This window comes from Acidimicrobiales bacterium (genome assembly GCA_036270875.1).
Classification (GTDB): Bacteria; Actinomycetota; Acidimicrobiia; order Acidimicrobiales; family AC-9; genus AC-9.
The window spans coordinates 1-14,338 of record DATBBR010000029.1; the positions used below are offsets into that span (position 1 = coordinate 1).

Consider the following 14,338-nt stretch of genomic DNA (forward strand, 5'->3'; position numbering starts at 1 on the left):
GTCGGGAGCACTGGCGTACGTGCCCGCCCTGGACGGCCTCAGGGCGGTGGCCGTGCTCGCCGTCATCGCCTACCACCTCAACTTCGGGTGGGCCCAGGGCGGCTACCTCGGCGTCGACCTGTTCTTCGTGCTCAGCGGCTACCTCATCACCAGCCTGCTGGCGGGCGAGTGGGGGAGGTCGGGCCGCATCAGGTTGGGGTCCTTCTGGGCCCGCCGGGCGCGCCGCCTGCTGCCCGCCGTGGTCCTGGTCCTGCTGGTCCTGGCCCTCTACGCCGGCCTCGGCGGGCCCGGCCTCGACCGCTCCACCCTGCGCCCCGACGCCCTGACCACGCTGTTCTATTCGGCCAACTGGCACCAGGTCTTCACCCACCAGTCCTACTTCACCCAGTTCGCCTCGGCCTCGCCGCTGCGCCACACCTGGTCCCTCGCCATCGAGGAGCAGTTCTACCTGGTGTGGCCGCTGGCCCTGCTGGCCGTGCTCGTGGCGGCCCGAGGCTCGCGACGCGTGGCCCTGGTGGCCACGGGCCTGCTGGCGGCGGGCTCGGCCGCCCTCATGGCGGTGCTGTACCACCCCGGCGTCGACCCCAGCCGGGTCTACTACGGCACCGACACCCGGGCCTTCGAGCTGCTGGTGGGCGCCGGCCTGGCCATCGTCCTGGCCCGGCGCCCGCCGGTCCACCGCCGGGCCGGCCGGGGCGCGCTGCAGGTCGCCGGCCTGGTCTCCATGGGGGCGCTGGTCTACGGCCTGGTGGCCGTCGCCGGCCCCCCGGGGTGGCTGTACCGGGGCGGCCTGTTCGGGGCCACGGTGCTGGTGGCGGTGGTCATCGCCAGCGTCATCCAGCCCCGGCCGGGGCTCCTCGGCGCCGTGTTGTCGCTGCCCCCGCTGGTCTGGCTCGGCGTCATCTCCTACGGCCTGTACCTGTGGCACTGGCCCGTGCTCGTGCTGGCCACCGAGTCGACCACCGGGGTGTCGGGCTACCCCCTCAAGGCCCTGCAGGTGGGCCTCACCGTGGCGTTGGCCACCGCCAGCTACTACGTGGTCGAACGCCCGATCCGCCGGGCCCGGTTCTCGGGCTGGCGCCGCCGCAGCGTCGTCCCCATCGGGGTGGCGGCCACGGCCGCGGCCCTGGTGTTCGCCACCGTCCCCGCCGCCACCACCTCGATCACACCCGCGGCTGGGGCTGCGGGCACCGCTCCGAACGGCCTTCCCGCGGGGGCCGGCGCCATCCGGGCCTCACCGGACACGGCATCGGCGCCCACTGCCTCGACGGCGCCGGAGCTGTCCAGCGTCATGGTGGTCGGCGACAGCACGGCGATCACCTTGGCCGAGGGGCTGAAGGGGCCGGGCGTCGCCGCTGGCCTGACGATCCACGACGGGGGTGAGCTGGGATGCTCGATCGTCCTCGGCTACACCGAGGGCGATTCCACGGGTCTGGATGAGCCCGCCACGCCCCAGCCGCGCTGCGACTGGCGCACGATGTGGCCGCCGGAGCTCGATCGGTGGCGCCCCAAGGTCGTCATGATGCTCTGGGGCCCGCTGGACACCGCGGACCACGTCGTGAACGGGCGTTGGCTCCGGGTCGGGACCCCCGAGTGGCAGTCCTACTACAACGACCAGCTGACCCAGATGGTGAGCATGCTCAGCTCGCGGGGGGCGCAGGTGCTCATCGCCACCGCCCCGCAGTTCCACAATCGGCCGACGGTCACCAGCCCTCATCCGACCTTCAACGACCCCCAGCGGCTGGCCACGCTCAACGGCATGTACGGGACCTTCGCCGCGCAGCACTCATCGGTGGACCTCTTCGATCTGGCCAGCCAGGTGGTGCCGAGCGACTTCGGGGACGACGGTGTGCACTTCACGCCGTCGGGGTCGAACCGGCTGGCCGCCTTCGTGAACCCGGCCCTGGAGGAGCTCGCCAATCCCTCCCCGACGGTCGTGCCCCCGCCGGGCCTGGTGCTCAAGGCCGCGGGCCCGACCCAGTCGGGCCCAGGCGCTCGCTGACGGCGTCAGGTCGGGTGAGCGGCGCGGGCAGCGGCGCGTCTCGCGGCCAGTGACCCCGCCACGTCGAGCACGCCGCGGGCCACGAGGTAGATCCCGAGGATGGCAGCCAACGTCAGCAGTCCGATGCCGGGCCAGCTCACGACGATGATGCCTGCCACCAGGTCTGCGGTTCCTCGGAGCACGTCGAGCGACCTGTTGGCGCTGGCCGTCACCGCGGTCAGGAAGGCGGCAGCCGCCGAGAGCAGCAGGTAGACGCCGAACACCAGCCCGATGACAGTGACGCCCCGGAGCGGCCGGGTCACGACGAGCACCCCGGCGACGATGCCCAGCACCCCGAGTACCAAGCGCAACGGCGCGCCATCCTCGTGAAGCGATTCCAACCCACCGATCAGCTGCATCGCACCCCAGAACACGAGATAGGCGCCGAGGGCGAGGCTGACGAGAGCAATGGTGCGGTCCAGGTTGGCGAGCACGAAGATCCCCGCCACGGTGCCGACGAGCCCGCCGACGAACGAGACCCACCAGTACCGGCGCAGCAGCTCGGCCGGCGTCAGCTCAGGGGCCTGGATCACAGTCGTCTCCAGATCTGCGGCCCGGAGCGGGGCGGCCGGGGATGATATCGGTGGGGTGAGTCGTGCCATCGGGTCGTTTGGGTTGCGTCATGATGCCCGGCCTGTGAGGAGAGTTGTCAAGCAGGGCAGGGCGCCGGGCCCGCGCCTCGCTGTGCTTGCCCGGACGGTCGCCAACCGCCAACATCGCAACGGGAGGACGATTAGGGGGACGAGATGGCAACCACGAGTGACGGCGAGGTTCGCATCGGGCGAGCGCGCACACTGTTGGAGCAGTGCGGTATAGAGGCGGGGCATCTGGGCGAGAAGGAGGTCCTGGCCCGCGCCGAGCAGGTTGCCGGAGCCGCGGCTCGTTATCAGGAGGGGTCGTCGATGGTCGAGGTGTGGGACCGCCACCTGGCCAGCGAGTTCGGCGCCCACGACGTGGACGCCACCATGGACACGATGGTCGACGATCCCTACCTGCTGCACGTCCCCGTCCTGACCGGCGACAGCGGCCGGGCGCAGGTCCGGCGGTTCTACGGCGACCACTTCATCCCCAAGATCCCGGCCGACTGGGAGATCATCGAGATCTCGCGCACGGTCGGCGCCGACCAGGTCGTCGACGAGATGGTCGCCACCTTCACCCATGACGTCGAGGTCGACTTTCTCCTACCCGGCTTGCCGCCGACCCGGAGACACGTCGAGGTGCCGATCGTCGCCATAGGCGCCTTCCGAGGCGACGAGGTGCGTTACGAGCACATCTACTGGGACCAGGCCTCGGTGCTCGTTCAGATCGGCGTGCTGGACCAAGCCGGGCTGCCAGTCACCGGCGTCGAGCAGGCGCGCAAGCTGCTCGAGGACGCCGGGCCGTTCAACGCCCTCATCGGCGCCTTGGGCCCAGGATCGGAGCGCTGACGGTGGATCCCCGGGAGCCGTATCCCAAGGAGGGGTACCCCCAGGACGCGTACCGGCGGGATCCCTCGGAGGCCTATCCCATGGCCACCCAGCTGAACCCGCGCTACGAGTACTACCCGGGCGAGGCGACGCGGGGCCTGGCGCCCGTAACCGTTCGCCCGCGGTGGTCCCTGGCGATGCTGCTCGCCGGGATCGGAGCGATCCTGGTGGGTGCCTGGGCCGGCATCGTCTCCTTCATCGGGCCCACGTTCGGCTACACCCTGGGGTCCTCGGCGGCGTGGAAGATGACGTCCGATCACGCCTATCTGCAGCTCGCTCCGGGCGCGGCGGGTGTCGTCGCCGGGCTCGTCTTCCTCGGCTTCGTGCCCGGTCGCGACCGGGCGCCGTTCTGGCGTGGCGTGGCGCTGGTTGCCGGGCTGCTGGCGGCGGCCGCCGGCGCCTGGCTGGTCATCGGACCCGACGCGTACACCGTCGTCCGCCACGTCGGCGCCAACGGGCGGACGCTGCCCACCCGGTCGCTGGCGGGCCTCGCGACCCAGGTCGGCTACTACCTCGGACCCGGCGTGCTGCTGGCCGTCTTCGGAGGGATGGCGCTCGGTATCGGGCCCCACCGCTGCGGCCGGGCCGGCGGCTGAGCCGTCGGCGCCTGGGCCCTGGTCAGGCCTCGACCAGCAGCCGCCACGCGGAGAACCCTCCCAGCAGGTCCGAGACATCGCCATGGCGGGCCCGTGACAGGGCGCTGGCGGCGATCGACGAGCGATAGCCGCTGGCGCAGTACGCCACCACGGGCCGACCCTGGTCGATCTCGTCGAGCCGAGCCAGCAACTCGGCGAGAGGAATGCTCACCGAGGCGGTGATGGCCCCATCGGCGATCTCACCGGGGTTGCGCACATCGAGCAGCGTCAGGTCCGCGGATGCCCCGAGTCGCTCGACAAGCTCGATTGCGGTCAGCCGGGAGCTTTGCTCGGTCAGCTCGGGATGCTCCATGAAGGCCGCCACCGGGTCGGCCAGTGCGGCGATCACGTTGTCGAACCCGATGCGGCCCAGGCGGACGGTCGCCTCGAGGTCGTGGCCCGCGTCGGACACCAGAATGATCCGGTCGTCGGGACGGAGGACGTCCCCCGCGTACTCGGCGAACCGGCCAGTCAGGCCGACGTTGAGCGAACCCGCAAGATGGCCGGCAGCGAACTCGACCGGGTCGCGCGTGTCGAGCACCACCGCACCGTCGCCTTGACGCTCGACGACCTTCTCCGGTGAGACCGTGGGCGGCTGCCGATGCTCGTCGAGCAGCGGTCGGCGCTCCCGGTTGCGGTGGGCGCTGTAGGAGAAGTACCGCGGCGTCACCGGTTGTCCCTCGGTCACGATACGGACGAAGTCGCCTTCGTCCATGGGCGCCAAGGCGTAGTTGGTGCGGATCTGCTTGCCGATGGTCGACGACGTCTCGCTGGACAGGTGCTTGCCGCACGCAGAGCCGGCCCCGTGGGCGGGAAAGACTCGCGTCTCGTCGGGCAGGGTGAGGATCTGTTCTCGCAGCGAGTGATAGAGCTGGCGGGCCAGGTCCGCGGCGCTGGCGCCTTCGGCAGCCAGCAGGTCGGGCCGTCCGACGTCACCGATGAAGAGGGTGTCGCCGGTCAGGACACCGTAGGGAACCTCGTCATCGCCGTGCTCGTACACCACGAGGCTGATCGACTCCGGGGTGTGGCCTGGCGTGGCCCGGACCTCCACCACCACCTCGCCCAAGCTGATGCACCGCCCGTCCGCCAGCCGCTCGATCGGGAAGTCCGCCTCTGCCTGTTCTCCGAAGCAGATGCGAGCTCCCGTGGCCTCGGCCAGCTCGAGGTGCCCCGACAGGAAGTCGGCGTGGAAATGCGTCTCGATGACAAGCTCGATCTCGAGCCCGGCCCCGGCCGCGTCGGCCAGGTAGCCGGATACGTCCCGCTGCGGGTCGACCACGATCGCCCGCCCGGTCGACTCGTCGGCAACCAGGTACGAGACGTGCGACAGGCAGCCGAGGAAGTACTGGTGGAAGATCATCTCCCCACCTCCCTTCGGCCATGGTGACGCAGCGCCGGCGTCACGGCAACGCGTCATCCGAAGCCGGGTGCGCCGCCCGCCGATGCCGGGTGTGGGCCAGGGGGGGCGACGCGGGCTGCGCCCGCTGGGGTCAGCTGCTGGTCAGTCGCTGTGGATCAGCTGCTGACGAGGGCGCCTTGGCCCATCTGCTCCTGGAGACGCTGGTTGACCTTGCGCTTGATCCGCTGGAGGGAATTGTCGATCGACTTGACGTGGCGGCCCAGCCGCTCGCTGATGTCCTGGTACGAGTTGCCCTCCACGTACAGATGGAGGACGTCCACCTCGAGGTTGGTCAGCAGGTCCGCCATGGACCGGCGGGCCTCGTCCATGCCCTCCTTGCTGACGATCTGGTCGGCAGGGTCGCTGGCGGGGTCAGGGCCGAGCAGCTTGTCCACGGAGCGCTCGCCGTCCTCGTCGGGCCGAGGCGTCGAGATGGAGACGTACTGGTTGAGGGGCTGCTGCTTGTGCCTCGTGGCGGTCTTGATCGCCGTCACGATCTGTCGGGTGATGCACAGCTCCGCGAAGGCCCGGAAGGAGGCCTGGCGGTCGGCACGGAAGTCCCGCGCCGCCTTGTACAGCCCGATCAGCGCTTCCTGCTCGACGTCGTCGGCGTCCGAGCCGACGAGAAAGTAGCTCCGCGCCTTGCGGCGGGCGAAGGGGCGGTACCGACGAAGGAGGGTCTCGATGGCCTCTCCGTCGCCCGCGTGGAACCTGGCCACGAGATCCTGGTCGGACAACTCGGTGTGGTTGCGGCGATCTGTTCGTACCGACATGTCCCCTCCTGCGGTTCCTTTCGTGGTGCTGCCGTGACTAGATCGTACTACCCAGTACATGTCCATTAGTGGCGCTCGTCACACCTGTTGGGCCCGGCCCCGGCAAAACCGCGTTCTCGCTACGGACAGACACATGCCGCCGCCTCTCGGGCGTCGCCCGCCCGGCCCCCGGTGTCGCTGGGCGTCAGGTTCCCAGTACCTGTGGACCAGACCTGCCCACGGCGTGGGCCGGCCTGGAGGTCACACGCGCAGGTTCTGGATCGAGCTGCGCAGGCGTGACAGCTCGCCCAAGGTGTCCTCGCGGAGCTCCTCGAGCTGCTCGAGCTCCCGACGAAGCTCGTCGAGGTGGACCATTGAGCCTTCCATCACGGCGAGTATCCGCGCTTCGGCCGCCGCATCGGCGGTCTCGGTGAAGTGGTCGAGCTCTTGGCGCGCCTGGTCTATTGCGCGGTCGGCGTCGTCGCGATCGAGCCGAGCCTGGTGGGCCAGGTCCTCGGCTCTTCCCTGGGCCTCTTCCACGATCTCGGCCGCGAACTGCTCCGCCTTGGCCCGCTCCGCCTCAGCCTCATCGAGCAGCTGACTGGCGTGCTGGCGGGTGTCCCGGAGGTCCCGAGCGACCTCTTCCCGGTCGAGCTCGGCCTGGCGGGCGGCCACTGACGCGGCCCGCTCCGTCTCTGCCCGCTCGGCCTCGGCCTCGTCGAGCAGCTGGCTGACGTGCTGGCGGGTGTCACGCAGGTCTCGAGCTGCCTCTTCCCGGTCGACCTGGGCCTGCTCCATCATCGCCGCCGCCGCCCGCTCCGCCTCCGATCGCTCGGCTTCGGCCGCATCGGTCACCTCAGCGGCGCGCCGTCGGGCATCCTCGAGGAGGGCTGCGGCGGCATCCTCGGCCTCGACCCGCTCCGCCCTCGCCTCGTCGAGCAGCTTGGCGGCATGCGCCCGATCGTTCCGGCTCTCGTCGGCCATCTGGGCCGTCTGTGTCCTGGCTCGCTCGGACAGCTCCTCAGCGGTGGCCTGCGCACCCTCCACCAACTCCATCGCTTCGCGTTGGGCCGTCTCGATGCTCTCGCTGGCGACCCGCGTCGCCTCGGCTCGCTCCGCCTGGGCCTCCTGAAGCAGCTGCTCGGACCGACGATGCGCCTCCTCCAGCTCGCGGGCGGCACCCTCGCGGTCGAGACGCGCTTGCCCGCTGATCTCGCCCGCCCGATCGCGAGCCTCTTCGATCATCGCCTCGGCGTGCAGCCGGGCCTGCTCGGCGATGTTGCCAGCCTCGGCCTGACCGTCCCCGATCAGCTGGGCGGCCTCGCGCTCTCGTTGGGCCCGATGGGATTGGGCCTCCTCGAGCACTTGATCGGCGCGCTGGCGGGCCTCCTCGAGCATGCGTCCGGCCTCGCCACGGTCCCGTTGCGCGCCCTCCACCTCGGCGGTCACCTTGCCCCGGAGCTCCTGTGATGCCTCCCACGCCTCCCTGATGATCTGGTCGGCGCGATCCCCCAACCACCTGACGGACGGCGGCGGGGCATCACCGAGCCGCTGCTCGAGCTCGGCCACCTTGGTCTCCAGTCCCTGGACCCGACGGCCGGCCGTGGCCGCCTTGGCGTCGGAAGCCTCGATGTGCGCCTTCGCCTCACCCGCCCAGCGCTCGTACTCCGCGAGGTAGGCCTCTACCTGGGTCCGGTCGTAGCCCCGCACCACGACGGCGAACCTGGGTCGCTCGGCAGCATTCTCGGTCATCGGCCCTCTGTCGTCCTATCCGTGCCGGAGGGGTGAGGCCGAGCTCGCCGGGTCCGTGGCCCGGCCGTGCTGCGATTCACCGGAGACCCAATCCGTATTCCCACAATCGGCGCTCGGCATTCCCCCGATTGGCGCCCTCAGTCTTCTAGGCACCGGCGCCTCCTTCCTCCCAGCCTCCTCGGCGGGTCCCGGAGCGGTCGATCGAGCCGTCCTGCGACGACCGTGGCCCACGCCACCAAAGGCCATGCGTGGACGCCGCGGTCGGCCGGACAGGGCTCCGGACGGTCTTCTCCCAGCTATTGGCTTCGGGGAGCATAGCCATTACCGGCGCTTGTCGATGAATCGAGCCGAGGGCGCCCGAGTACAGCGGCAGGCGAGGCCCGAGAACGGGTCGGGCCTAGGCCCGGCCGCCGTGAGCCTGGCCAGGGTTGGTCACCCAGGCGAACGCCTCGGCCAGATCCAGGATCTCCCGGGCGCCGACCACCTGTGACCCCTGGGTCTGGAGCTGCTCGAGGATGGCTCGCCTGACGCTCGCTTCCAGCAGGTGGGACTCGGCCGCAAACCCCCGGATGCGCTGTGCGGTTTCCTCATCGATGTCCATGGTCTGCCCCTATTCTCACCGTCGCTCAGGCAAAGATGCCCTGCCGGAGGACCGTGGCGATGGCATGAGCGCGGTCGTTGACACCGAGCTTGCGATAGATGGAGCGCAGATGGGTCTTCACGGTTTCCTCCCCCACGACGAGTTGCGCGGCGATGAGCCGGTTGCTCATGCCTTCGACGAGCAGCCCGAGCACCTGGCTCTCTCGTTGGCTCAGGCCGAGCTGGCTGCCTGGCCACCCGTGGTTGTCGCCGACGTGCGCGGCGCGCTTGGCGATGCGCGTCGCCATAGTGGGGTCGACGATCACCTGCCCGTTGGCGACGAGCACGAGGTGGTCGGCGAGCTGCGCAGCGGTCAGCGACTTGAGGAGGTACCCCGAGACTCCGAGCCGCAGGGCCTCGAACAGCCGCCGCTCGTCGCCGTCATCGGTGAAGATGACGACGCGGAAGGGCGGCTTCTCGGCCACGAGCTCCTCGACCAGGTCGAGACCGCTGGTCTGATGGAGCGTCGTGTCGAGCAGCACCACGTCCGCCCTCAGGTTCAACGCTTTGGAGAGCACGTCTTCGGTGACGAACGCCACGCCGACGACGTTCACCTTGTCGCTGTGCCGAGCGAGCATGGCCTGGAGTCCTACGATGATGATCTCGTCGTCGTCGACCAGGACCACCCGGACAGCCTTCTCCGCTGCCGCGTTGGAGTTGTTGTCAGTCATAGGCGAGCTCGCATCGAGCCGTGTGACGACGCTACTGATGGTCCTGCCTCACGGCTAGAGGAGTTCTTTCACCTCCAGTAGTGAGCTGCATCCCCCGATCGACGTTCACCCATCGTGAGGAGACACCCGGGCGCTGGGGGATGGCGCGCCCCTCCATGAGGATCTACTCATCGAGCTCTCTCACGAACGACGGAACGCGCCGGCTTGTCGTCACGGAGACCAAGAAACCTGGGATGACGCAGGCGGCCGGCCTTGGTCCATTCCCCGAAGCCGATCTGAGCCACCAGCTCCGGACGTACCCATCGGGTGCCCGAGGGTACCGGCCGCACCGGCTCCGCGAAGGGACTGGCTGGTTGCTCCAGTCGTTCAAGCCGAGTCCGCAGCTGCGTCAGGGTCGACCGATCGAACCCTGTGCCTACCTTGCCCGCGTATCGCAGCTTGTTGCCCTCGTAGTAGCCAAGAAGTAGAGCTCCGAGGCCGACGCGGGTGCCTCGGGGCTCGGTGAAGCCGCCGACGACGAACTCTTGCTCCGCGACACACTTGAGCTTGAGCCACAGGCGGGAGCGTCCCGGTGAATATGTCGAGTCCGCCTTCTTGGCGATCAGCCCCTCCCAACCAGCGGCACACGCCCGTTGGAAATGAGCGAGGCTGTCGCCCCGGACATGGTCGGTATACCGAACGACGTCGTCGAATCTGGTGGCCCCTCGCAACAGCGCCTTGCGCTCTGTCAGGGGAATGCCGGTGAGATCGTGGCCCTCGAGGTAGATGAGGTCGAAGGCGCAGAAGCCCACGGGTACAGCGGCCACGAGCTGCCTAGAGGGAGAAGCTTGACCCAGCCGCTGCTGAAGGTGCTGAAATCCAAGCACCTCGTCTCCACGTACTGCCGTCACCTCGCCGTCGATCACGGCATCGAGGCTGTCCTCCTGTCCCAGGGCGGACGTCAGCTCAGGGTAGGTCGAGGTCACGTCCCGGTTGGATCGAGACCGAAGCGCCACATCACGGCCGCGGACGAATGCAAAGCACCGTTCCCCGTCGAACTTGTGCTCGAGCAACCAGTCGTCGCCAAACTCCCGCTGATCAGTGAGGGTTGCCAGCATCGGGGCCACCGCGGTCGGGGGAGCGGCCGGGCGCAGCTTCGCACGGGACTCACTCGAGAGAGCAGCGAACGGATCACGGGAGCGCTGGATCACTGCCGACCATCCAGAGGCGTCGCTTACAAGTGACCTTGCGCCACACCAGCGATGCGGTCCACTTCGTCGAGGTTGCGTGCAAGTGGCCAGAGGCACACCTCGGCCACGCCCGTCGTGCTCGGGTCCTCCAATGCGACGCCGGCCTCGTCTGGCGTGCGCAAGACTCCTGCACCGTCTTCACCATCGACTGCCTCATCTCCCTCCCCTCCACCGTAACGTGACGGTGTTCAGCTGGCGTCATAGGCTGCCTCCATGAAGGGCGCCGATGAATTCGGGGACACCGTGCTGGCCCGAATCGATGGGATCGTCGAGCGCGCTGTGCAGCAGGGCCAGACAGACGGCCAGTGGGGCTACGGACTCTCCGTACTCGACGATGGCGTTACACGTGGGAGGGCGGACTCGGAACGGCGTGGTCGAACGTTCCATCGCAAGATCTCACAGTCGTCGTCCTGACCCAGCGTGCGGCGGACGAGGCCGGGATGCCCGCCGTGTGCGACGACGTGTTGACGGCTGCCCGGGCGACTGCCTGACCCGCTTCCATGTCACGGAAGGCCGCTTGACGAGCTGGTGTTACGCCCACCCCTCCCTTGCGGCTCGCGCCGCTGCTTGAGCCCGGTTACGCGCCTCGAGCCGCCGCAAGATCTCCTGGATGTGTGACTTCACGGTGTTCTCGCTGAGGTGAACTTTGGCGGCGATCTCACTGCTAGACAAGCCCTCGGCCATCAGACGGAGAATCTGCTGTTGGCTGTCGGTGAGGGGGGGCCGGGCTGATGTAGATCTGCCGGGGTTTAGACGGAATCCTGCGATAAGCCGCTCAAGCTCCTGCGCGGGCTCGTCCTACTGAGACCTGCCCGCAGAAGGGCGGCATCGAGCCGACATCGGGTAGCTCCCCGACGAGGCGGGTACGAGCACACTGCACGCGCCGGGGGATACCCCGACCGAGAGCGGTGTGGTCGTTGCCGGCTCGCCGTCCAAGCAGATGACCTCCGGGGTCGGGCTCGATATCTCGATGCGGCGGCCCGCTTGGACGACGGCCCGGCGGGGTACTTGCCTGACGCGGGCCCCGACCAGATGGGCCATCTCGGTCAGGATGTCCCGAAGGGCTCCGCTGCTCAAGGAGACGAGGTGCAGCAAACCGTCGTCCGACCGGGCACGGGGTAAGTCGACTCCGATGCGGCCTCCGATGCGTGGCGCGTTGACGATGGCTACCTGAAAGGGTGGGTCGTCGATGGGAAGCTGCTTGCCGTCGACCCGGATGTCGATCTCGAGGGGATGCCGGCCGCGCCAGGCGCGGTAGGCACAGATCGGGTACCGCCACGGCCGGACCCACCCGCGCACCCCGTGTACGAGGTCGGCGAACTCAGACGTCATGCCGACCGTGGCGGCGTGGGCGAAGCTGCCCGCCGGTGTAGCTCCCAAGTCCATGGCAACAATGGACCCCCTGGCGACCGTGCCCGCGGCCTCCTCGGGACACAAGGGGACCCGCAGAGACCTGGCGATGTCGTTTCCGGTGCCAGTCGGCAAGATCCCGAGGTGAAGGCGCGCTCCGGCGACAGTGGCGGCAGCCAGTCCGACCGTCCCGTCGCCTCCTGCGGCGACCAGCACTCCCTCCGGTCCCAGCCGCCTGGCTGCCCTTCTCAGCGCCTCGGACAGCTCCCCCGGAGGCGCCCGTTCCACACTCACCAGCTCGACCGGCTCTCTCCGCAGAGCTCGCAGCCCACGACGAGCCATGCGCTGGGAGCCGGAGTGCGAGTTTGCAACCAGCGCCACCCGACGGGGCGATCCCGTAGCCGGCCAGCGGGCCACGATCCACTCGACCAGGCAGATCCCGGCGAAGGAAGCGGTCGTGGCCATTCCCCAGGACGCGCCAGCCCGGGACAGTGGCTTCTCACGGCGTCGCTCCGACGCTACGTGGGCGGCCAACCCGACGCCGGCCAACGGCATACGCATCGCCGGCGCGATCCTACCTAGGCCATAGCACCAGCCCGGGATGAGACGGTCTTCGCCACCGTTGCGATCGATCAGCCATGACCCGAGCAGTCCGCCCAGGCTGCCGGCCGCCACCACCGCTAGGCTCCGCCGCCTTCCTCTCTGCAGGAGGCGTCCACCGGTCACAGCCAGCAACAGAGACGCAGTGGCAGACGCGATCGTTTGCAGCTCGATACGCCTCCCGGTCGGCGCCTTCCGCCTTTGTCGTCCCACCGTCGAGCAATCAAAGCACAGCACCACGTGGCAGATTCGATTACCTGGTCCCCGAGGGCGGCGGTCGCCTGGATCTGGGCGCCGCCACCTACCCCAACGGGTAGGTGGACGCCGAGCTGCGCCCGGTGCTCCGCGAGCACAAACTGATGCCACGGGCCCGAGAGCCATCAGAGGCCTTCAGGGCCGTTGCTCTGACAACTGGCATCGGTTCCGGTCTCGGTGCCGGCCTCGGGCGGTGGTCGGCGGGGGGGCAGGGATGGTCACGGAGCACGCCCAGCGTCTGGAGGGGGCCGCTGGCCATCACGCCGACTGGTACCGCTCCAGCGGGCGCCGGCCTGGCGGCCTCCCGCCAGTTCGGGCTAGCCAACCAGACCGACGTGTTCGTGGTCGACAACACCGAGTCGGCCCAGGTGATCGGGGTGCAGAGCGCTGGCGTCTGGCAGGGCCCGCTGCGGATCTGAGTCGATTCTTCGGTCGCCTTGGCGTCGCTGGCACGGTCGACCACGCTTGTCGGCCGTCACCCAGCGATCTTCGTCCCGGGCTGCGAGACCGCGTGCGCTGTCCACCAGCTCAGCGACAGATCCTCAGGGACCGGAGGAGCGTCCTACGCAGTCGGGGCAAGTACCGACCACCTCGACCGTGTGGTCGACGTCCACGAAGCCTTGGCCGGCAGCGACTCGCGCCGCCCAACGCTCAACCGGCTGCCCGGCGACCTCAACCGTGCGCCCGCATCCTCGACACACGAGATGATGATGGTGGTCATCGGTGTGGCAACGGCGATAGAGCGTCTCGCCGTCCTCGGATCGACGGCTGTCAACCTGGCCCGAGTCGGCCAGGGTGCGAAGCTGGTTGTACACCGTGGTCAGGCCGACTCGCTGGCCACGTGCTCGAAGCTGGGCATGAAGGTCCTGAGCGCTCAGGAACCCGTCAGCGTCCTCGAGAACGGCTGAGAGTGCGCGCTTCTGTCGCGTAGAGCGGGACCTGCTGGGCTCGGTCGGACTTGCCGTTGCCGAGCTCACGGGCTCACGACCATCGCCACGCGGGTGCCCATGGCGCCCAACGGTACCGGACGCCGTTGCGGGCCTTGGTTGGAGCGGCAACCCACATGAGGAACTCTACTTGCAACCGGAACACTTCCGCATTAGCCTCGCTATCTGCAACGATGTCCAGTAACGCCACCGAAGGAGATGGTGAGACCAAGAATGGCCAAGGTCAAGGAGGACAAGCGTCGGCGCTGGGGCGCCCGCTCACTGATGGGAGCGGGCGCGGCGTTGTTGGTGGTGGCCGCGGCGGCCGCAGGGTGCGGCTCGGGATCGTCGGCCAGCACCGGCTCCAGTAGCGGCAAGATCCAGGTGGCCGCGGCCGAGAACTTCTGGGGATCGATCGCCTCCCAGCTGGGGGGCAACAAGGTGGCGGTGACGAGCATCATCACCAATCCCGACACCGACCCACACACGTACCAGCCGACCGCCAGCGACGGGCGAGCCATCGCCGCGGCGCAGATGGTCATGTACAACGGCATCGGCTACGACCCCTGGGCGCCCAAGCTGGTCGCCGCCAACTCCGGTAGCCATCCCACCGTTCTCAACGT

14 protein-coding genes are annotated in these 14,338 nt (G+C 69.1%); 6 read left to right on the forward strand and 8 right to left on the reverse strand.

The window, feature by feature from the left end; translation table 11 throughout:
- On the forward strand, positions 1–2,002 hold a 2,002-nt coding region (locus tag VH112_02835), incomplete at its 5' end, for an acyltransferase family protein (protein HEX4539154.1).
- 5 nt (positions 2,003–2,007) lie between these two features.
- Here VH112_02835 and VH112_02840 read toward each other — a convergent pair.
- A complete protein-coding gene (locus tag VH112_02840) occupies positions 2,008–2,574 on the reverse strand; it encodes a DUF308 domain-containing protein (protein ID HEX4539155.1) in 567 nt (188 codons plus the stop codon).
- Between the two features lie 213 nt (positions 2,575–2,787).
- On the opposite strand from VH112_02840, the gene VH112_02845 reads away from it, so the two are divergent.
- Positions 2,788–3,468 (forward strand): nuclear transport factor 2 family protein, encoded by a 681-nt coding sequence (locus tag VH112_02845; GenBank protein ID HEX4539156.1) that lies wholly within the window; start codon positions 2,788–2,790, stop codon positions 3,466–3,468.
- Between the two features lie 2 nt (positions 3,469–3,470).
- On the forward strand, positions 3,471–4,103 hold the full coding sequence (locus tag VH112_02850; GenBank protein ID HEX4539157.1) for a hypothetical protein: 633 nt from the start codon (positions 3,471–3,473) through the stop codon (positions 4,101–4,103).
- A gap of 22 nt (positions 4,104–4,125) precedes the next feature.
- Here the strand turns inward: VH112_02850 and VH112_02855 are convergent, their stop codons facing one another.
- The 7 genes from VH112_02855 to VH112_02885 all read right to left on the reverse strand — a co-directional run bounded on the left by VH112_02855 (position 4,126) and on the right by VH112_02885 (position 12,609).
- A complete protein-coding gene (locus VH112_02855; GenBank protein ID HEX4539158.1) occupies positions 4,126–5,502 on the reverse strand; it encodes an MBL fold metallo-hydrolase in 1,377 nt (458 codons plus the stop codon).
- Between the two features lie 155 nt (positions 5,503–5,657).
- Positions 5,658–6,314, reverse strand: coding sequence for an RNA polymerase sporulation sigma factor SigH (gene sigH / locus VH112_02860; GenBank protein HEX4539159.1), 657 nt, complete (start codon positions 6,312–6,314; stop codon positions 5,658–5,660).
- Positions 6,315–6,554: 240 nt separating this feature from the next.
- Positions 6,555–8,045 (reverse strand): hypothetical protein, encoded by a 1,491-nt coding sequence (locus VH112_02865; protein ID HEX4539160.1) that lies wholly within the window; start codon positions 8,043–8,045, stop codon positions 6,555–6,557.
- 397 nt (positions 8,046–8,442) lie between these two features.
- Positions 8,443–8,646 carry a hypothetical protein gene (locus tag VH112_02870; protein ID HEX4539161.1) on the reverse strand — a complete coding sequence of 68 codons (204 nt, stop codon included), beginning with the start codon at positions 8,644–8,646 and terminating at the stop codon, positions 8,443–8,445.
- 25 nt (positions 8,647–8,671) lie between these two features.
- The gene (locus VH112_02875) at positions 8,672–9,355 is read right to left on the reverse strand and encodes a response regulator transcription factor (GenBank protein ID HEX4539162.1); all 684 of its coding nucleotides are present in this window, start codon (positions 9,353–9,355) and stop codon (positions 8,672–8,674) included.
- 167 nt (positions 9,356–9,522) lie between these two features.
- Positions 9,523–10,452, reverse strand: coding sequence for a non-homologous end-joining DNA ligase (ligD, locus tag VH112_02880; GenBank protein ID HEX4539163.1), 930 nt, complete (start codon positions 10,450–10,452; stop codon positions 9,523–9,525).
- A gap of 930 nt (positions 10,453–11,382) precedes the next feature.
- Positions 11,383–12,609 (reverse strand): diacylglycerol kinase family protein, encoded by a 1,227-nt coding sequence (locus tag VH112_02885; protein HEX4539164.1) that lies wholly within the window; start codon positions 12,607–12,609, stop codon positions 11,383–11,385.
- A 284-nt stretch (positions 12,610–12,893) separates the two neighbouring features.
- On the opposite strand from VH112_02885, the gene VH112_02890 reads away from it, so the two are divergent.
- The 3 genes from VH112_02890 to VH112_02900 all read left to right on the forward strand — a co-directional run.
- Positions 12,894–13,208: a hypothetical protein gene (locus VH112_02890; GenBank protein ID HEX4539165.1), complete on the forward strand. Its 315-nt coding sequence runs from the start codon at positions 12,894–12,896 to the stop codon at positions 13,206–13,208.
- Between the two features lie 180 nt (positions 13,209–13,388).
- Complete coding sequence (locus VH112_02895; GenBank protein ID HEX4539166.1) at positions 13,389–13,697, forward strand: hypothetical protein; 309 nt, start codon at positions 13,389–13,391, stop codon at positions 13,695–13,697.
- 252 nt (positions 13,698–13,949) lie between these two features.
- Positions 13,950–14,338 (forward strand): zinc ABC transporter substrate-binding protein (locus VH112_02900; protein HEX4539167.1); only part of this gene is annotated, 389 nt, incomplete at its 3' end.

What these genes read in the sequence shown, in the direction of transcription:
- VH112_02845 (HEX4539156.1), top strand. Translation starts at nt 2,788, where the DNA reads ATGGCAACCACGAGTGACGGCGAGGTTCGCATCGGGCGAGCGCGCACA.
- sigH (HEX4539159.1), bottom strand. Translation starts at nt 6,314, where the DNA reads ATGTCGGTACGAACAGATCGCCGCAACCACACCGAGTTGTCCGACCAG.
- VH112_02890 (HEX4539165.1), top strand. Translation starts at nt 12,894, where the DNA reads ATGCCACGGGCCCGAGAGCCATCAGAGGCCTTCAGGGCCGTTGCTCTG.
- VH112_02865 (HEX4539160.1), bottom strand. Translation starts at nt 8,045, where the DNA reads ATGACCGAGAATGCTGCCGAGCGACCCAGGTTCGCCGTCGTGGTGCGG.
- ligD (HEX4539163.1), bottom strand. Translation starts at nt 10,452, where the DNA reads ATGCTGGCAACCCTCACTGATCAGCGGGAGTTTGGCGACGACTGGTTG.
- VH112_02875 (HEX4539162.1), bottom strand. Translation starts at nt 9,355, where the DNA reads ATGACTGACAACAACTCCAACGCGGCAGCGGAGAAGGCTGTCCGGGTG.
- VH112_02855 (HEX4539158.1), bottom strand. Translation starts at nt 5,502, where the DNA reads ATGATCTTCCACCAGTACTTCCTCGGCTGCCTGTCGCACGTCTCGTAC.
- VH112_02870 (HEX4539161.1), bottom strand. Translation starts at nt 8,646, where the DNA reads ATGGACATCGATGAGGAAACCGCACAGCGCATCCGGGGGTTTGCGGCC.